Origin of the sequence: Capnocytophaga sp. CM59 (assembly GCF_000293175.1) — a bacterium.
Classification (GTDB): Bacteria; Bacteroidota; Bacteroidia; order Flavobacteriales; family Flavobacteriaceae; genus Capnocytophaga; species Capnocytophaga granulosa.
On the sequence record NZ_ALNN01000016.1, the window covers coordinates 1 to 18,103 of the forward strand.

Genomic DNA, 18,103 nt, shown 5'->3' on the forward strand with positions numbered 1-18,103 from the left:
GGAGCTACAAGCTCCATAATCATAGGTACGAGCTGCAAGCTCGCACCAGCGGAGGTTAGTCACTCGTCACTCGTCACTTGTCACTTGTCATTAATCATTGGTCATTGTCTTATAAATAGCTTAATTTTGTTTGATGATTCAAAAAAAATGACTAACTTGCGCCTTGTTATTATTTTCTTAGATGAAGTTGCACAAATTATCTATTTATTTCCTACTGATAGCCCTTATAACAGGCTGTACCACTAAGTCGGATACTTATTACAACCGTCAGTTTCGCATGATCCCAACCATGTACAACGTGTTGTATAACGGCAATTTAGCACTCGAAGAAGGCAAAAAAGAATTAGCCGAAAAGCGCAAAGACAATTACTTTGAAATCTTAGAAGTAGAACCCGAAGTACGCTCCCAGAATTACAACCTCAAGGGAGAAGGAAACCCGCACTTTGACCGCGCCGAGGAGAAGGCGATCAAGGCAATCCAACGCCATTCTATGGTCTTTGACGGCAAACAGAAGAATAGAAAGATTGATGATGCCTATATGCTACTGGGTAAGGCACGCTATTACAATGGTCGCTATATCCCAGCCTTAGAGGCCTTTAACCATCTGCTAACCAACTATGGAGAGACCAATCAGCGCTACAATGCGGCTGTATGGCGTGAAAAAGCGCATATTCAGCTCGGTAGAGAACAGTTGGCCGTAACTGAATTAGAGAAAATCCTCCAAGAGGAACAACCCAAGCGCCGAGAGCGAGCTACCCTACATGCGGTATTGGCTCAGGCGTTTATCAATTTAGAGGCCTATCCCAAGGCTATTGAAGCGCTAAAGGAAGCCAGCCAAGAGACCAAGGAAAAGCCAAAAAGAGGCCGTTATTACTATATCATAGGGCAACTCTTTGAGCATCTCCAGCAGCGCGATTCCGCTCAGGCCTATTACCAAAAGGTGATCGGGCTGAACTGGAATATTCCCCGACGCCTATGGGTAGAAGCACAGATAGGCAAGGCGCGTACCCAAACCCTTACTCCTGAGCAGAAAATAGAATATACCAAGAAGTTGCGCAAAATGGAAAAACTCTATGAGCATAAGGACTTGCTCGACTTAGTCTATTTTCAGCATGCGCTCTTCCTCGAAGGAGAGAACAAGCCCAAAGGTGCTACCGAGTACTTTTTGCGCTCTTTGGAAAAAAATAAGGACAATGACGGCTTGCGTCAGCGTGCCCATGAACACTTAGCAGACTTGTATTTCAAGGATAAAAAATACCCCTTAGCCTATGCTCACTACGATAGTACGCTCGTGTATATCCCTAAAAACACGCTCGAACACCTCTATATGCGTCGCAAAAGGGACAACTTGGCTCAGATTACCGCCTTTGAGAATACCATAGCCAAGGCCGATAGTCTTTCTCATATCATGAAAATGCCCAAGGAGGAACAAGTACGTTATTTCCAGCAGCATATTGACTCTCTAAAGCAACAACCTCAGGACAAAAAAGCAATCTCTATTACCGATTTTGGACGAACAACCACTACACAGCACCAAGCGCCACAGGAAGGCTTCTATTTCTATATACCTCAGACGGTTGCCTATGGCAAGCAACTCTTCAAACAGCGCTTCGGAGACCGCCCACTAGTGGATAATTGGCGTTGGTCTAATCAGCTTATTGCCCAGCAACCTACTGAGAAAGAGAAAGATAGCTTGTCCGCCCCTAAAGTGTCCGCTGAGGATTACCTAAGCCAGCTGCCAAGCGAAACTCAGCTTGAACAACTCCAAAAAGACAGAGAGGCCGCCCTCTATGGGGTAGGGGAACTCTATTGGGAAAAGTTTGCCGATGGGAAATTGGCCGAACAACGCCTCACCCGCCTGCTCTCACTCACTCAGAATGACAAACTCAAGGAAAAAGCACTTTATCTCTTATACAATATAAACGAAGAAAAACATCCTAAAGAGGCCGAGGCCTACAAAGAGCGATTGCTGGCGTCTTTCCCTAATTCAGAATATGCCAAACCACTTTCAGGACAGCAAAGCACCAATGAAAAGGCGCTACAAGAGCAATACCAGCAGTTGAGTGACCAACTTGCGGCACAGCAATTTGCCCAAGTACGCGACTATATAGACACCCACAAGGCCGATTATAAGACCTCTTCCATGGCGCCCGACTGGGATATACTCAGGGCAAAGGCCATCGCCCGATTGGAAGGAAAGGCGGCTTATATACGTGAGTTAGAGGCTATTGTACAAGAATACCCCAATACCTCTCAAGCCGATGATCTCAAGGAAAAGCTCGAAATACTCAAAGGTACCCCTCAGAAGCCTACATTCTTGGGCGATGAAGAGGCTACTTCTTGGAAACTGGTCTTGCCAGCCTTAGGCGAGCAGCAGCTTACCCAACTCAAGGATTACTTAGAGGAAAACGGTTTCGCTTACCTCTCTCTAAGCCAAGATGTATATGATGACAAGGAGCAATTCACTGTCCTTCACGGCTTTATGTCAAGGCAAATGGCCGAGGGATTTGTGCAAAGAATCAATCACTATTTCCAAGAAAAAGCCTTAGCAGGCAAGAAGAAAAAAGATGAAGAAAAAAATCAAGAAAATACTATGTTTTTCAAAGATTTTTTCGTAATTTCGTCAGAAAATTATGCGATCCTACAAACGTTTAAAAACAAGGAAGAATACATAAAAATTAACTAACAATGTTTAATAAAGAAAATAAGAAAACCATGGCAGTAGACAATTCAGTAGCGGGGAGCAACCGCATCGTAGCAGGTACTAAGATCAAAGGAGAAGTAAACTCAGGTTCTGACTTCCGTATAGATGGAGAAATAGAAGGTACCATACAGACCTCTGGTCGATTGGTAGTAGGAAGAACAGGCCTTATCAAGGGCAATGTGATCTGTACCAATGCCGATGTAGAAGGTACAATCAATGGAACTTTGGTGGTTAAAAATACGCTCTCTCTTAAGGCAACTGCCGTGATAGAAGGAGAAGTACAAGCAGACAAGCTCGCTATAGAACCTGGTGCGGTATTCAATGTGACTTGTAAAATGGGAGTCAAAGGAACACCTCCTGTAAGTAATGAACCAGCAAAAAAATAATCCTAATAGCTGGGTAAAATTCTCCCAAGTGGGTTTGCAAATGGCCGTTACCATAGCCCTTTGCGCCTATGGCGGGAATCTCTTGGACAGCAAATATCCTGCCATAGCCCCATGGGGTGTGGTGGGCGGGAGTCTCTTTGGAGTGTTTGCCGCCCTCTATCATGTGATAAAACAAGTTAAAGCAATGAACAGTGATAATGACCAATGACTAATGACTAATGACTAGTGACTAACCACTAACCACTGACAACTAACCACTAACCACTGACAACTAATCACTAACCACTAACCACTATGAAATACTTTTTTTGGAGTGTTCTTGGTTTGCTGGCATCTATTCAAGGATATGGGCAAGCACAATCCTTACAGGAGGAGCAAATACAAAAGCAATTCCCTGCTAAGGTACAAAAGCAATTGGGTATTACCTATCCCATAACCAAGGCTTATACCTATAAGGATAAGGAAGGGACGCATGTTTGGGTCTTTACCGAGAATAAGCTCTATGAAAGAGCAAAAAGAAAGGAGCAAACCTATAAGAAAAATAGTGAGGGTGAGGTGATTAATGACAAGATTAAGGCCTTTCACCTCTTAGAGAAAGCAGATACCTACCAAGTGGTAAGGGTCGTATATGATTATAGTCCTAAGTGGGAAGGCACGGAGTTCTCTATTTGGTTTTGGACAAAATTTGTCTCCTTTACCGACTTAGACCAAGATGGTTATGTGGATCCAATCATTGTCTATGGGGCAGCGCCTACCGATGGTGATCCTGACAGGGGTAAAGTAAAGCTCTTAGCTTATCACAAGGGGGAGAAAACGGCTATTCGTCACCAAGATGACCCCAGTGATCAAGGGCGAGAAACCCAGATAGATGCCTCCTATTACACCCTGCCGCGTCCCATTCGTCAAAAAATGTTTGATACGATCAATCATTTGCAAGAAAATCAGCTTACTTTGTTTAATCCAGAGGATTTTAAAAAGCTGAAAAGATAAAATATTTGAGTTTCGCAAGTTCTATAACTTATTGATATTCAAAAACCTCCCCTCACATACCCAGCTGTGAGCACTCGCTGGCTTTCCCCTCCAAAGGGGGAATGAGATAGTTTATGATTCTCAAGGAGTTATAGAGAGGACATTTTCCAGATTGATAGACAATTTTTATCTTTTCAACGAATTTTCACATACTCTCCTCCAAGTATTCGGAGACTTTCCCCTCTCGGAGGGGGTGAGGGGGAGGTTTGTTTTGCAACACATTGATTATTAGTTATTTATAATTGCAATAATAGCCTAAAAACGACTTGCGGAACTTAAGTAAAATATTTGAGTTACAAAGCTTACGAAACTTGAATTGATAATTAACAATTGACAATTAACAATTAAAAAAGATAAATTATGGACCTATTACAAAAAAGTAAAGAAAATGCTCAGTCTTGGCTTAGTCCTACCTTTGACGAGCCAACACAAAAGGCAGTACGTGAGCTACTTGCAGGAAATCCTGAGGAGCTTACCGAATGTTTTCATAAGAATTTGGAATTTGGTACAGGAGGTATGCGTGGGATCATGGGTATTGGTACCAATCGTATGAACCGCTATACCTTGGGAAAGAATACCCAAGGATTGAGCAACTACCTCAAAAAGGTATATCCCAATGAGCAAGTGAAGGTAGTCATTGCCTATGATTGTCGTCACAACTCTCAGGATTTTGCCAAGATAGTAGCCGATGTCTTCTCTGCCAATGGTATCAAGGTGTACCTCTTCTCCCAGTTGCGTCCTACACCAGAACTTTCTTTCGCTATACGCTACCTCAAGTGCCATAGTGGTATTGTCCTTACAGCCTCTCATAACCCCCCAGAATACAATGGGTACAAGGTCTATTGGACAGATGGAGGCCAGCTAGTACCTCCTCAGGACAAGGAAGTAATGGAAGCCATTGATAAGGTACAATTTGCTGATATTAAATTTACTCCCAACGAGTCGCTTATTGAAAAGATTGATTCTCAGGTAGATGAGGCCTTTATAGAAGCCTCCTTGAACAAGGCCAATTTCCCTATTGCAGGCAAGGAAAATCTTAAGATTGTTTACACACCTTTGCATGGGACATCGGTAACCATTATCCCTAAGCTCTTGCAGCGTGCAGGCTATACCTCTCTATATATAGTAGAGGAACAAGCTACCCCCGATGGTAGCTTCCCTACCGTGAAATCGCCTAATCCTGAAGAACCTGAAGCACTTACCTTAGCACTGAAAAAGGCCGAAGAAGTACAGGCGGATATTGTTTTCGGTACGGATCCCGATAGCGACCGTATAGGGATTGCTGTACGTAACCTCCAAGGCAAGATGGAGTTGCTTAATGGAAACCAAACAATGCTCCTAATGACCAAATACCTCTTGGACAAGTGGAAAGAAAAAGGTGAAAAAACAGGCCATGAGTTTATTGCCTCTACCATAGTTTCTACACCTATGATGCAGAAACTTGCCGATGCCTATGGGGTAGAGTATAAGGAAGGGCTTACAGGTTTCAAATGGATTGCCAAGATGATCAAGGACTTCCCAGACCAACAGTTTATCGGTGGGGGAGAGGAAAGTTTTGGCTATATGGTAGGTGATTTCGTTCGTGATAAAGATGCGGAAACCTCTGCCTTATTGGCTATGGGAATTGCTGCTGAGGCTAAGGCCAAAGGTAGTTCCTTCTTCAAGGAAATGCTTAAGATGTACCAAGAGTTTGGCCTTTATCAAGAATACCTGATTTCTGTAGTGAAAAAAGGGATCAGCGGAGCAGAGGAGATCAACCAAATTATGAAGAACCTCCGCGAAAACCCTGTCAAAGAGATCTTAGGTGAAAAGGTCGTACGTATAGATGACTACCAAACCTCTGTAAGCTATAACCCACTGACAGGTGAGAAAAAGCCTATTGAGATTCCTAAATCCAATGTGTTGATTTACCATACAGAAAAAGGACTTAAGGTAGCAGCACGCCCTAGTGGTACCGAACCTAAAATCAAGTTCTATTTCAGTGCCAACGCCCCTCTTGCCTCTATAGAGGCTTATGAGGCTACACGTGAGGCCTTACTGGCTAAAATTAAGCAAGTAACCAAAGAATGGAACTTATAAAACTGATTATCAATTAGTTAGAAATGATTTTCTTATATATTATTGAATGAACGTAGCCAATATCAAACGACTTTATCCGTATGTACTGCCTTATAAGAGGTTTGCCTTTCTGAATGTGTTCTTTAACATTCTATATGCACTCTTTAGCTCCTTGTCCTTTGTGGCCTTGATTCCTATGCTTGAGGTACTTTTTGATGCTCGTGCAAGGATTTACCAAAAGCCTGTGTATAAGGGTATTAGCGAGGCAAATATCTATTTTAAGGAATACCTGAACTATCAGGTAACCCAGCATGCGGGAGGCGACCCTGTACAAGCGCTTTCCTACATTATCGCCTTGGTGTTATTGTTATTTTTCTTAAAGAATATATTTAACTATTTGGCCATAGTGTTTATCAACCTCTTGCGCAATGGTGTGTTGAAGGATTTACGCAATATGATGTATAAGAAAATCATTTCTTTACCCATTTCTTATTTCTCTGAAAAACGCAAAGGAGATGTCATCTCCCGTATCACCACCGATATCAATGAGTTTCAAACCTCCTACCTGAGTATATTGGAATTTATTGTAAAAGAACCACTTACAATTATTTTCACTATAGTCATCATGTGTGGGATTAGCCTGAAGCTCACAGTCTTTGTCTTTGTCTTTATACCTGTGGCAGGGTTGGCCATTTCGCGTGTGGGTAAGACCCTTAAGAAGCATTCGGGGCGGGTACAGGCCGAGCAAGGTTTCTTTCTCTCCCTGATAGAGGAAACCCTTTCGGGGCTGCGTATCATCAAGTCTTTCAATGCACAAGGGGCGTTTATCAAGCGCTTTACCGACTCCACTCAGCGTTTTAACAACTATGCCAACAACCTCTCCTATCGCCAAAACTTAGCCTCACCTATTAGTGAGTTTTTAGGGATTTTGGTCATCGGAATCCTTCTATGGTATGGAGGTACGATGGTCTTGGTCGATAAGACTTTAGGAGGCTCCGAGTTTGTTGCTTATATGGGATTGGCCTACAATATCCTCACCCCAGCCAAGGAAATCAGCAAGGCAGCCTATCGCTTGCGACAAGGAGATGCTGCCGCCCTACGCGTCTTGGAGGTGATCCATGCACAAAACCCTATTTTTGACAAAGAAAACGCCATAGAAAAAACAGACTTCCAAGCGGCTATCTCTTTGAAAAACATCTCTTTCAAGTATGACAATGAGTATGTCCTCAAGGATTTTTCTCTGGAGATACCCAAGGGGAAAACAGTAGCCCTAGTAGGGCAATCAGGTAGTGGGAAAAGTACCATAGCCAACCTTATTGCGCGCTTCTACGATGTCAATGAGGGCAGTATTACCTTTGACGGCACCGATATTCGCGACCTTAAGATACAATCGCTCCGTGATCTGATAGGAATTGTCTCTCAGGACTCTATCCTTTTCAATGATACGATAACCAACAACCTGCTTATAGGTAAGGCGTCGGCCACCCCAATGGAGATAGAGGAAGCCGCCAAGGTAGCCAATGCTTATGATTTCATAGAGGCCTTACCCGAAAAATTCCAAACCAATATAGGGGATATGGGCGGAAAGCTCTCAGGCGGACAAAAGCAGCGTCTGAGCATCGCCCGTGCTGTACTGAAGAATCCACCTATTATGATCTTGGACGAGGCTACTTCAGCCCTAGATACTGAGAGTGAAAAACTGGTACAGAATGCCTTGGAAAAGATGATGATGAACCGTACATCACTGGTCATAGCCCACCGCCTTTCTACCATTCAAAAAGCGGATATTATTGTGGTAATGGAAAAAGGAAAAATCATAGAACAAGGAAACCATGCCACCCTTATGGCACAAAACGGCACCTATCGCAAGCTGGTGGAAATGCAGTCCTTTCAGTAGACAGAGGTCAGTAGAGTAGACAGAGGTCAGTAGACAGTAGACAGAGGTCAGTCTCTGATAACTAACCACTAACCACTAACCACTAATCACTAATCACTAACCACTAACCACTAACCACTGACTACTGTTTTGCTCCGCACTGGGGGCAATATAGTGCTCCATCAGGTAGGGGATAGGCATTACAATACTTGCAATGACCATGGGTGTGGCTGTGTGGATAACCTATGTCTTGTGGCATCTTGTGAGAGATATCGGACTTATGAGGTTCTTTTTTCCTATAAGCACGTGAGTACTCGCTCGTTACAAGACCTGTGGGTACGGCTATAATACCATAACCCAAGATCATAATTATAGAGGCCATAATCTGTCCGAAGGTGGTAGTAGGTACCACATCGCCATAGCCTACAGTAGTGAGGGTTACAATACACCAGTAGATACTGCGGGGGATACTGGTAAAAGCCTTGTCATGTGGCTCTATCATATACATCAGCGCTCCTAAGATAACACAAAGCACCAGTACAAAGTAGATGAATACAAATATCTTCGTTTGACTATTCTTTAAAGCTTTCTTCAGCTGATTGGCTTGCTGGGTGAATTGTACCAAATCCAAAATCCTAAAAATACGCAATAGCCTGAGAATGCGAATGATAGAAAGAACTTTCGATTGTTTTACAAAGAACGAAAGATATATAGGTAAGATAGAGATAAGGTCAATAACTCCATAGAAACTAAAGATATACCGTTTCCAGTTAGGGATGCAGATAATACGCAATATATACTCAATGGTAAAAAAGACAGTAATGACCCATTCCAAGACTACTAATAAGGTATGTATCCTATCATTTACAGTTTGAATACTCTCAAAAATAGCCAAAAAAGTACTGATGAGGATAAAACCTAGGAGAATAAGGTCAAAGAGCTTTCCTGCAACAGTATCTCTTCCGTAGATAATGACAAAAGCCCTTTCTTTTAGGAGCTTATATTTGGAGGCTATTAGGGGCTTGTACTTAGCTAAAAGTTCTTTCATCTCAAATCGATAAAAAATCCAATGAAAAACACTTTTTCATTGGATTTGGACTGTTATTTAACAAAATTCATTATAGGCAGCCTCTAAATTCTCAGCGATTGCCTCAGCAAAACGGCCTTCTATATGGTGTCTCTCCAGCATATGTACCAGCTCTCCGTCTTTGAAGAGAGCAATGCTTGGGGAAGAAGGCGGGAAAGGGAGCATATAGTCTCGCATTTGGGCAGTGGCATCGGTATCGAAGCCCGCAAAAACCGTTACCAAATGGTCAGGTTTTTTACTACCCTCAAGGCTAAGGAGTACGCCAGGGCGGGCATTTCTTGCGGCACAACCACATACGGAATTAACCACAACAAGGGTAGTGCCAGGGCGCTTAATAGCCTCATCTACAGCCTCTACAGTATGGAGGGATTCAAAACCTGCTCTTTCAAGCTCCGCTATCATAGGAGCTACTATTTCTGGTGGATACATAATTTTTAGTATTATTTATTCGCGGGGACAAAGATACGAAAAATAATGATTAATGATTAATGGTTAATTGTTAATCTTTTAGAGAAATAATTCTTTTGAAAATGTGGAGGATTTAGAAAAAAGTTGTACTTTTGCAAAGGGAATTTCTAAATAAGAATTTTATGAGAAGTCTATTTTTCTTTTTGTTGTTTCTTCCCTTATGGGTTGGAGCACAGGATTTTGAGGATTTTGGGGATTTTGAATATTGGGGAATAAGGGCCGCCTTTACACATACCAATCGCTCTCATAACTTAGGCTTTGTAGGGGCATCTCTCAATACAGAGTATAACTGGGTAACCCGTTCGCTCTATGCAGGAGTGCATTTGGGGTCACAAAATACATTTACCGAGGACGGACGTAAACAATCCAAAATGGAAATCATACCTGAGATAGGATATGAGTTTAGCCTCATTCTCTTGGGCTTTGGAGCCTCGCTCAATACCCATGCTCTCCAGCCTCGTATAGGTCTTTCTTTTTTCAATATTCATCAGGCTTATGTGGGGTATTCCATTCCTTTTCGCCGAGATACAGTCTTTAAGGGGCTGACCTTCACGCTTGTGCTTAATTTCTCTAATGCAGAAAGTAGTGATGATCTTAGGCTGTGGTAATCAAAGAATTTCATAACAATATAAATAATAAATTAATTAATGAACCAAGAAATAAAACTCAATACCATAGAAGAGGCTATTGAGGATATTAAACAAGGGAAAATCATCATCGTGGTAGATGATGAAGACCGCGAAAACGAAGGGGATTTTATTGCAGCAGCAGAAAAGGTAACCCCTGAAATGATTAACTTTATGACCCATTATGGACGTGGTTTGCTTTGTGCGCCCCTATTGGAAAAGCGTTGTAAGGAATTGGGCTTGGACATGATGGTGGAGAACAACACCGTACTGCACCATACCCAATTTACTGTTTCTATAGACCTCAAGGGAGAGGGCTGTACTACAGGAATTTCTGTATTTGACCGTGCCAAAACAATTAAGGCACTCGTAAAGCCTGAGACCAAGCCAGAGGACTTTGGTCGTCCAGGACATATATTCCCCCTCAAGGCCAAGGAAGGCGGAGTACTTCGCCGTACAGGCCACACCGAAGCAGCGGTAGACTTGGCGCGCTTGGCTGGACTGGAACCTGCGGGGATACTCATTGAGATTCTCAACGAAGATGGTTCCATGGCACGCCTGCCACAGCTGGTGAAAGTGGCTGAAAAACACAATCTTAAAATTATTTCTATAGAGGACTTGGTGGCCTATCGTATGCGCCATGATAGCCTTATTGTCAAAAAAGAAGATTTCTCTATAGATACCGATTTTGGCCAATTCCGCCTACGGGCTTACGAACAAACTACCAACGGACAGATACACTTGGCTTTTACCAAAGGTACTTGGGCTAAGGACGAACCTGTACTTACCCGTATCCATGCCAACTTTATTAGTAATGATATCTTAGAACTTTTGCGCAAGAAGGACAACGAACTCAGTCGCATCTTCCAGCAGATAGATGCAGCGGGTAAGGGGGCTTTTATCGTCATCAACCAAGGGGGTTACTCCCAAAATCTCCTGCACCGTATCCAAGCTATTAAGGCAGCCCAAGAGGGCAAATCCGAACCTTCGCAAGTACCTGCCGCTCAGGTAAAAGATATAGGTATAGGCGCTCAAATCCTGATAGACTTGGGTATCTCTCACTTGAAACTCTTGACCAACTCAGAACCTTCTCGCTATGTGGGTATGTCGGGCTATGGCTTGGAAATTACAGACTATGTAAGTTACTAAGATGAAAATAGAACAACTTCTCTTTTGTGATCAAAGTACGATAAGGGATTTCCTCCCCTTTACCTTTACCCGCCCTTCGGCCGAATTACGTGCAGGTATCTTGACTTTTGCCGAGCGCTGGCAGCGACTTTTGGGGGTAGAAAAGATAGCTTACAACACAGCTGATTATCTTAGTGGGAAGTATCCTAAATCTAATACATTGGAGGGTACCCTTTCCATTTACGCTAATTTCTTGCCTACCCCGCGCCTTTTAGAACAGTTGCGTTCTCTTAAGGTAGGGGAGTCTATTACGTATCAAGGAAGGCAGTTGGCTTTTATGAATGATGGTCTCACGCTTTCTTCTATCCCTCCTATAGAGTGGGAAGAGCCTTTGGTGGTTTTTGAAAAGCCTACCGACCTTTTTACCTATAATGACAAGACAATAGATTTTGATTTTGAACTACTTACAAAGGGACGCACTTCTGCACCGCTCTCGCCAACCAATGGTTTTTTAGGTGATAAGGCTAACCTCTTTATAGAAGAGGGTGCCAAGGTTGAGTTTGCTACCCTCAATTGTCAGAAAGGTAAGATCTACATAGGCAAAGATGCCGAGGTCATGGAAGGTAGCCATCTGCGTGGGTCTATCGCCCTTTGCGAGCATGCTACCGTGAATATGGGCGCTAAGCTCTATGGAGCTACCACTATAGGCCCTTATAGTAAGGTAGGGGGGGAGATTTCTAACTCCGTTATTTGGGGCTATTCTAACAAGGGGCATGACGGCTTCTTAGGCAATTCCGTATTGGGGCAGTGGTGTAACCTCGGGGCGGATACCAATGTTTCTAATCTCAAAAACACCTATAATACCATACAGCTATGGGATTACCAAAAGAGCGGTTATACCTCTTCAGGCTTGCAATTCTGTGGAGTACTGATGGGAGACCATTCCAAAACAGCTATCAATACCCAAATCAATAGTGGTACCACTATAGGGGTTTTTGCTAACCTTTTCTCTGCTGGATTTCCGAGCAAATATATTCCTAACTTTGCTTGGGGCGCCTCTGCTGAGAAATACCGCTTGGAGGAGGCTTTCGCCGTAGCCGAGCGTGTGATGGCACGTAGAGGGATTGCTTTTGACCAGAAGGAACAAGAAATACTCCAATGGTTGTTTGATAACCAATAGGGTAAAGTTCTCCCTTATCTAGATTATATTTCCCCTTGTAGGTATGAAGGATATACTTACAAGGGGATTTTATTACTATCCTATAACCCCACGAGTCATTATATATACCCAAGGCGCGATTTTGATAATGAAAATACTGAGATATAATAAAGCATAAGTAAAGGGTGTTTTATTGGTAAAGTGCATAATAAGTGCTATAGGGATTGTCAATAGCTCCAGAGCCCATCCATACACAAAGTTCAACCACAAAATAGTATCTCCTAAGTAGTCAGAAATTATCTTTCCTATAGTTGTTCTTCCCAAATCAAAAAGATATAATATAGAAAGGAGCAAGAAAAGGCTAAGTGATAATAGCTCTAAGATGTTTAGAAATGTAAAAAATCGCTTCATAATACTCTTTAAATATAATCATGAACTTCTTCTATATCAGGGCTAAAGTCATCAAAAATATCTTTGTATACTTTATTCCTTTTTAGTTCTTTTGCTTTATAGAAACACTCTTTGACAAGTGGATCTTTCCTAAAACATAGAATTATATATAACAGGGTCTCAAGTTCTTCAGTGCAAGACACCTCACAAAGTAAGTTTATATAGGTGTTTTTATTCGCTTCCATATAGGTAACTATGGAGGAAAGAAGCCTTTTTTCCTTGTTTAGGGAAATAGGAACAAAGTACCTAAAGGGAAGCATTTGAGAATCATACGCAATGGTTATGAAATTTCCATTACTATAAGTGTCATTTCCATTGAATATTTCAAAAATAATATTGAGAATTTGAGTTTTATTTTTTGTAACTTTTACTAGTTCATTGAGAAAGGGCAGTATATAGAAGCAACTTTCTGACAGTCCTCCTTGTGTAACAATATGGTTGTCAAGTTTCCAATAGGCAACTTCCCTTTTATTAGGGGCATCATCAATGATATTGCTTAAAATATCCACTACATTATAGTCAATAAAACCAAAACAATCTTTTAGGCTCTCCCATTTTATATTTTTGGCAGTCTCTAATATATAGTTCATTCTTATTTTCTATGGAGTTAAGGAATTACAAGGATATGAAAGAGTTTTGTATATCCCCCTTATTCTTTTCTTGGAGGTTGTTTGCTCTCTAGGATAGGATGATGGTATTTTCCTTTTATTTTCAGATAGTTATAGTATTTTTCATAGTTAAAAAATAATCCCTTCTATGCTACTCATATCTAAAGCTTTACAAGAGGTTAGTAAAAGATATAGCATAAAAGGGATAAGTATTCTCATTTTAGGTTTTTAAATTGAGGGACAAAATTACAAAATAATGAACCGCTTGTCAAGAGAATTTTTCTACTTTACCACTACTGTTTTGATATTAGCAAACTCCCATACACCAAAGTAGGAGAGCTCACGACCATAGCCTGAGTTCTTGATACCGCCAAAGGGCAAATGTGGATCACTAATGAGCATCTCATTGATATATACCGCACCTTCGTCAAAGCGAGGGGCTTGTGATTTTACAAAATCTACATTCTGGGAGAAAATGGCTACTCCTAAGCCAAAATCCGATTGGTTGCTCAGCGCAATCGCCTCTTCAAAATCTCGGAAGGTGGTGATGACCGCTACAGGCCCGAAGGTCTCTTCCCTGAATACTCGCATGGTAGGAGTAACTCCAGTAAGGACGGTAGGAGCGTAGAAAGCACCCGTACGCTTGCCCCCACAGTGTAGGGTAGCACCCTCGGAGAGGCTCTGCTTGACCATTTCTTCTATTTCTATGGCCAAGTCTTCCCGTGCCATAGCACCTATTTCGGTGGAGAGGTCATACTTGTCACCTTGCTTGAGGGCTTTGACCTTTTCAGTGAAGGCAGCTGTAAATGCCTCGGCTATGGATTCTTGCACTAAGATACGTTTGCCTGCAATACAACTCTGTCCTGCGTTCTGCATACGGGCATTGACAGCTGTGGCAACGGCCTTGTTAAGGTCGGCATCCTCGCAGACGATAAAGGCGGCACTTCCGCCTAATTCCAAAACAGATTTCTTCAAGTACTTACCTGCACACTGGGCTACCGACCTACCTGCAGGCTCACTTCCTGTAAGGGTAACGCCCTTAATGGCAGGGTGAGCGATGATGGCTTCTACATGTTGGCTAGGCAAAGGCAGGTTCTTGTAGATAGGAAAGCCTAAGGACTTATCAAGGAAGATTTCTTCCAACAGGGCAGCAGCGGTAGGGACATTGGAAGCGTGTTTTACGACCAACACATTGCCCAATAGCAGGTTAGGAATAGCTACGCGGAATACTTGCCAAAAAGGGAAGTTCCACGGCATGACGGCCAAAAGTACGCCTAAGGGGTCTAAGCGGACATAACTCTCTGTCCAACTGCTCTGCAAAGGTTGGGGGCGGAGAAAGTCGTCAATATGAGTGAGATAATAATCGCAAAGGGTAGCACATTTTTTAACCTCAGCAAGAGCTTGTGCCAAAGGCTTGTTCATATCAGTAGTAATGGCTCTGGCATATTGTTCGGCATGGGTTAGTAGCTTTTCTCGGATACGGCTGATGACCTCTTTACGTTCGGTTAAGGGGCAGTTTCGCCAAGTGTGGTAAGCGCTTTCCATTTCGCTTACGGAAGTAAGGGCTTTTTCTAACATCTTTCTTAATTGTTAATGGTTAATTATCAATGGTTAATTACTAATGACAAATGACAAATCTCTCTAATTTCTAAAGGGATTTGTCATTTGTTGTTATTCACTTTTCGCTTTTCACTTTTCACTACTGATTAGGTAGTTCCTTGTATCCCATATTCCAGAGAGAGAAGGCTTGTTCGTCAGCATACCCTTCGATCATCTTGCTCACTGGGGTACCTGCTCCGTGTCCTGCATTGGTTTCTATGCGTAGGATAATAGGTACATTTTTGCAGGCTTGTTTTTTCTGTAACTGAGCGGCAAACTTGAAGCTGTGGGCTGGCACTACACGATCGTCGTGGTCGGCAGTGGATACCATCGTAGCAGGATAGCAAACGCCCTCTTTTACATTGTGTACAGGAGAGTAACCTTTGAGGTATTCAAACATTTCCTTGCTGTCATCGGAGGTACCATAGTCATAAGCCCAGCCAGCACCTGCGGTGAACTTGTGGTAGCGAAGCATATCCATTACCCCTACATCGGGCAAGGCTACACGCATAAGGTCTGGACGCTGAGTCATTACGGCTCCTACCAAAAGTCCTCCATTAGAAGCACCTTTGATAGCCAATTTTTCCTTAGAGGTATATTTTTCTTTGATAAGGTATTCAGCAGCGGCGATAAAGTCATCAAACACATTTTGTTTCTTGAACTTAGTACCATCGTCATGCCATTTTTTACCATATTCACCACCTCCACGGATATTAGCAGTGGCATATACTCCGCCATTGTTCATCCATACAGCGATGCTTACGCCAAAGTAAGGATAAGTGATAGCATTGAACCCGCCATAGCCATAGAGTAGGGTAGGGGCAGTACCATCGAGCTTAGTAGTCTTCTTATAGGTAATGGTCATAGGCACCTTAGTGCCGTCCTTAGAGGTATAGAATACTTGTTTGGACTCGTACTCATCAGAGTTGAAAGCGATGGAAGGTTTCCAGTATTGGGTAGTTTCCCCACTTTCCAAGTTGAGTTTGTAGATACTTGTAGGAGTACAAGTGTTGGTAAACCAGAAATAAGTATCCTTTTGATCCTCTTTGGAAGAGAATCCACCGGCAACCCCTATGGAAGGGAGCTTAATATCGCGGATAAACTTACCTGAGAAGTCATATTGTTTTACTTCGGTAAGGGCAGCCACGGTATATTTGGCAAGGATATAGCCACCAGCGGTAGTGATATCCAATACATTTTCATTTTCAGGGATAAGATCTTTCCAATGTTCAGGAGTTGGATTCTTTACGTCGGTAACTACTACTTTTCCGTTAGGAGCGTTGAGGTTGGTGAAGAGGTAGAGCTTATCACCCTTGACATCAATCACCGAAGTATCGGAAGAATAGTCGTTAAGGATAGTTACCAAAGGTGCTTTAGGGTCTTTCAAGTCTTTGATAAAGAGTTTGTTACCAGAAGTGGCATCCGCACCGAAGATGATAAGGTATCTTTGGTCATCGCTTACATAGGCATCGGTATAGCGGTTCTTCTCTTCAGCAGTACCTCCGAAGATGAGCACATCTTCTTTCTGAGAAGTACCGAGCTTGTGGTAATACACCTTGTTCTGGTCGGTTTTTTCAGAAAGTTCACTACCCTTTGGCTTGTCATAGGAAGAGTAGTAGAAACCTTCGTTTCCTTTCCAGTTACCTCCACCGAATTTCACATCTACGATGGGGTCGCCTATTTGCTCTTTGGTCTTGGCATTGAGCACTATGGCTTTTTTCCAGTCGCTACCAGCCTCAGAGATAAGGTAACATACCAAAGAACCATCTTTGGAGAAGTTTAGCCCAGCCAAGGAAGTGGTTCCATCGGCAGCAAACTTGTTAGGGTCAAGGAATACTTCCTCATTGCCATCCTTATCCTTGCGGTAGAGCACACTCTGGTCTTGCAAACCGTTGTTGCGATAGTAGTAGGTATAGTCACCTTCTACAAAAGGAGCGCCTGACTTTTCGTAATTCCAGAGTTTTTCTAGTTGTTCCTTAATCGTTTTGCGGTAAGGAATTGCATTGAGATAATCAGTGGTGAATTGGCTTTGTGCTTTCACCCAAGCCTCAGTCTCTGGACTTCGGTCGTCTTCGAGCCAACGGTAAGGGTCAGCTACTTTCTCTCCGAAATAATCGTCTTCTACGACTTGTTCTTTGGTTTGGGGATAGGTAAAGTCTTTCATCTGTTCTGTCTCGGCGGGTTGTTGAGGGTTGTTCTTACAAGCCGAAAGGGCAAGCGCACAACCTAGCGGAATAAAAAAATACTTCATATTAATTGTTAAATTGAATTTTACAAACTGTTTAACTTATTGATATTCAAAAACATCCCCCCTACCCCCCCTCAAGGGGGGAGTTCAGATTCTTTGAGGAAGTTGAAAGTGTTTGTTAGTCTCAAGTAGCTGACAATCATCAATATAAACTTGAGTTAATAGTTACTTTCTTGTTCTTCTTTTAGTTCATTTATTTTTGCCACTATCACAGATATTACATGTGTAATATCATTTTCTATTGACTGATTAGAAAATCTAAGGAATGTTATTCCGTATTTTTCTATTGCTTCTTGTCGTTTGGCGTCTTCTATATACTTAAAATCATGAATATTTCCGTCCACTTCAATAGCTAAATGCAATTGAGGACAATAGAAATCAACGATGTATTCTAAAATAGGAACTTGTCTATTAAACAATACTCCTAGACTCCTTCCCTTTATTTGTTTCCAAAGAGAAATTTCACAAGGAGTACTATTATTTCTTAGGTTATTCGCAAATTCTTTTAGCTTGGGATTATAAGGAATAATATTGCTATTTATCATTATTTTCTAACTTAGGTTTCGAAAGTTGTTTTTAGGCATTATTGTAATTATAAATGATTAATAATTAATAATCAATTATTTATTTAAGTTTCGCAAGTCGTTTTTAGGCAATTATTGCAATTATAAATAACT

General features: G+C 42.1%; 16 protein-coding genes. 9 read left to right on the forward strand and 7 right to left on the reverse strand.

What is annotated here, in order from left to right; genetic code table 11:
• Nucleotides 1-181 precede the first annotated feature (181 nt).
• The 6 genes from HMPREF1154_RS05280 (at nucleotide 182) to HMPREF1154_RS05305 (ending at nucleotide 8,074) form a co-directional block, all read left to right on the forward strand.
• Entirely contained in the window at nucleotides 182-2,686 is a 2,505-nt protein-coding gene (locus HMPREF1154_RS05280) for a type IX secretion system periplasmic lipoprotein PorW/SprE (protein WP_034566972.1), read from the forward strand.
• A gap of 2 nt (nucleotides 2,687-2,688) precedes the next feature.
• Nucleotides 2,689-3,090: a bactofilin family protein gene (locus HMPREF1154_RS05285; protein WP_009641602.1), complete on the forward strand. Its 402-nt coding sequence runs from the start codon at nucleotides 2,689-2,691 to the stop codon at nucleotides 3,088-3,090.
• Nucleotides 3,071-3,298: an AtpZ/AtpI family protein gene (locus tag HMPREF1154_RS05290; RefSeq protein WP_009641623.1), complete on the forward strand. Its 228-nt coding sequence runs from the start codon at nucleotides 3,071-3,073 to the stop codon at nucleotides 3,296-3,298. Before HMPREF1154_RS05285 ends, HMPREF1154_RS05290 begins: the two co-directional genes overlap by 20 nt.
• An 86-nt stretch (nucleotides 3,299-3,384) precedes the next feature.
• Nucleotides 3,385-4,080 carry an FG-GAP repeat protein gene (locus HMPREF1154_RS05295; RefSeq protein WP_009641597.1) on the forward strand — a complete coding sequence of 232 codons (696 nt, stop codon included), beginning with the start codon at nucleotides 3,385-3,387 and terminating at the stop codon, nucleotides 4,078-4,080.
• A 399-nt stretch (nucleotides 4,081-4,479) separates the two neighbouring features.
• Nucleotides 4,480-6,198 (forward strand): phospho-sugar mutase, encoded by a 1,719-nt coding sequence (locus HMPREF1154_RS05300; protein ID WP_009641560.1) that lies wholly within the window; start codon nucleotides 4,480-4,482, stop codon nucleotides 6,196-6,198.
• Between the two features lie 46 nt (nucleotides 6,199-6,244).
• Complete coding sequence (locus HMPREF1154_RS05305; RefSeq protein WP_009641578.1) at nucleotides 6,245-8,074, forward strand: ABC transporter ATP-binding protein; 1,830 nt, start codon at nucleotides 6,245-6,247, stop codon at nucleotides 8,072-8,074.
• A 121-nt stretch (nucleotides 8,075-8,195) separates the two neighbouring features.
• Here HMPREF1154_RS05305 and HMPREF1154_RS05310 read toward each other — a convergent pair whose 3' ends face one another.
• Together HMPREF1154_RS05310 and HMPREF1154_RS05315 are read right to left on the reverse strand one after the other, a co-directional pair.
• Nucleotides 8,196-9,101: an ion transporter gene (locus tag HMPREF1154_RS05310; RefSeq protein WP_009641607.1), complete on the reverse strand. Its 906-nt coding sequence runs from the start codon at nucleotides 9,099-9,101 to the stop codon at nucleotides 8,196-8,198.
• Nucleotides 9,102-9,158: 57 nt separating this feature from the next.
• Entirely contained in the window at nucleotides 9,159-9,569 is a 411-nt protein-coding gene (locus HMPREF1154_RS05315) for a BrxA/BrxB family bacilliredoxin (protein ID WP_016419343.1), read from the reverse strand.
• Between the two features lie 161 nt (nucleotides 9,570-9,730).
• Here HMPREF1154_RS05315 and HMPREF1154_RS05320 point away from each other — a divergent pair, with 161 nt between their 5' ends.
• The 3 genes from HMPREF1154_RS05320 to HMPREF1154_RS05330 are packed head-to-tail and all read left to right on the forward strand — an operon-like array spanning nucleotide 9,731 to nucleotide 12,542.
• Nucleotides 9,731-10,216, forward strand: coding sequence for a hypothetical protein (locus HMPREF1154_RS05320; RefSeq protein ID WP_034566977.1), 486 nt, complete (start codon nucleotides 9,731-9,733; stop codon nucleotides 10,214-10,216).
• 39 nt (nucleotides 10,217-10,255) lie between these two features.
• A complete protein-coding gene (gene ribB / locus HMPREF1154_RS05325; RefSeq protein WP_009641596.1) occupies nucleotides 10,256-11,383 on the forward strand; it encodes a 3,4-dihydroxy-2-butanone-4-phosphate synthase in 1,128 nt (375 codons plus the stop codon).
• A gap of 1 nt (nucleotide 11,384) precedes the next feature.
• Nucleotides 11,385-12,542: a GlmU family protein gene (locus tag HMPREF1154_RS05330; protein WP_009641574.1), complete on the forward strand. Its 1,158-nt coding sequence runs from the start codon at nucleotides 11,385-11,387 to the stop codon at nucleotides 12,540-12,542.
• A 75-nt stretch (nucleotides 12,543-12,617) separates the two neighbouring features.
• On the opposite strand, the gene HMPREF1154_RS05335 is transcribed toward HMPREF1154_RS05330, so the two are convergent.
• The 5 genes from HMPREF1154_RS05335 to HMPREF1154_RS05355 form a co-directional block, all read right to left on the reverse strand.
• Nucleotides 12,618-12,932, reverse strand: coding sequence for a hypothetical protein (locus HMPREF1154_RS05335; protein ID WP_009641540.1), 315 nt, complete (start codon nucleotides 12,930-12,932; stop codon nucleotides 12,618-12,620).
• A gap of 8 nt (nucleotides 12,933-12,940) precedes the next feature.
• Complete coding sequence (locus HMPREF1154_RS05340; RefSeq protein ID WP_009641553.1) at nucleotides 12,941-13,561, reverse strand: hypothetical protein; 621 nt, start codon at nucleotides 13,559-13,561, stop codon at nucleotides 12,941-12,943.
• Between the two features lie 300 nt (nucleotides 13,562-13,861).
• On the reverse strand, nucleotides 13,862-15,157 hold the full coding sequence (locus HMPREF1154_RS05345; protein ID WP_009641558.1) for an NAD-dependent succinate-semialdehyde dehydrogenase: 1,296 nt from the start codon (nucleotides 15,155-15,157) through the stop codon (nucleotides 13,862-13,864).
• Nucleotides 15,158-15,278: 121 nt separating this feature from the next.
• Entirely contained in the window at nucleotides 15,279-17,429 is a 2,151-nt protein-coding gene (locus HMPREF1154_RS05350; protein WP_009641609.1) for a prolyl oligopeptidase family serine peptidase, read from the reverse strand.
• A 155-nt stretch (nucleotides 17,430-17,584) separates the two neighbouring features.
• Entirely contained in the window at nucleotides 17,585-17,971 is a 387-nt protein-coding gene (locus HMPREF1154_RS05355; RefSeq protein WP_016419349.1) for an endonuclease domain-containing protein, read from the reverse strand.
• Nucleotides 17,972-18,103 lie beyond the last annotated feature (132 nt).

Coding starts and splice junctions, on each gene's coding strand:
- HMPREF1154_RS05300 (WP_009641560.1), top strand. CDS start 4,480: ATGGACCTATTACAAAAAAGTAAAGAAAATGCTCAGTCTTGGCTTAGT.
- HMPREF1154_RS05320 (WP_034566977.1), top strand. CDS start 9,731: ATGAGAAGTCTATTTTTCTTTTTGTTGTTTCTTCCCTTATGGGTTGGA.
- HMPREF1154_RS05310 (WP_009641607.1), bottom strand. CDS start 9,101: ATGAAAGAACTTTTAGCTAAGTACAAGCCCCTAATAGCCTCCAAATAT.
- HMPREF1154_RS05335 (WP_009641540.1), bottom strand. CDS start 12,932: ATGAAGCGATTTTTTACATTTCTAAACATCTTAGAGCTATTATCACTT.
- HMPREF1154_RS05345 (WP_009641558.1), bottom strand. CDS start 15,157: ATGTTAGAAAAAGCCCTTACTTCCGTAAGCGAAATGGAAAGCGCTTAC.
- HMPREF1154_RS05280 (WP_034566972.1), top strand. CDS start 182: ATGAAGTTGCACAAATTATCTATTTATTTCCTACTGATAGCCCTTATA.
- ribB (WP_009641596.1), top strand. CDS start 10,256: ATGAACCAAGAAATAAAACTCAATACCATAGAAGAGGCTATTGAGGAT.
- HMPREF1154_RS05295 (WP_009641597.1), top strand. CDS start 3,385: ATGAAATACTTTTTTTGGAGTGTTCTTGGTTTGCTGGCATCTATTCAA.
- HMPREF1154_RS05285 (WP_009641602.1), top strand. CDS start 2,689: ATGTTTAATAAAGAAAATAAGAAAACCATGGCAGTAGACAATTCAGTA.
- HMPREF1154_RS05290 (WP_009641623.1), top strand. CDS start 3,071: ATGAACCAGCAAAAAAATAATCCTAATAGCTGGGTAAAATTCTCCCAA.
- HMPREF1154_RS05340 (WP_009641553.1), bottom strand. CDS start 13,561: ATGAACTATATATTAGAGACTGCCAAAAATATAAAATGGGAGAGCCTA.
- HMPREF1154_RS05330 (WP_009641574.1), top strand. CDS start 11,385: ATGAAAATAGAACAACTTCTCTTTTGTGATCAAAGTACGATAAGGGAT.
- HMPREF1154_RS05315 (WP_016419343.1), bottom strand. CDS start 9,569: ATGTATCCACCAGAAATAGTAGCTCCTATGATAGCGGAGCTTGAAAGA.
- HMPREF1154_RS05305 (WP_009641578.1), top strand. CDS start 6,245: ATGAACGTAGCCAATATCAAACGACTTTATCCGTATGTACTGCCTTAT.
- HMPREF1154_RS05350 (WP_009641609.1), bottom strand. CDS start 17,429: ATGAAGTATTTTTTTATTCCGCTAGGTTGTGCGCTTGCCCTTTCGGCT.
- HMPREF1154_RS05355 (WP_016419349.1), bottom strand. CDS start 17,971: ATGATAAATAGCAATATTATTCCTTATAATCCCAAGCTAAAAGAATTT.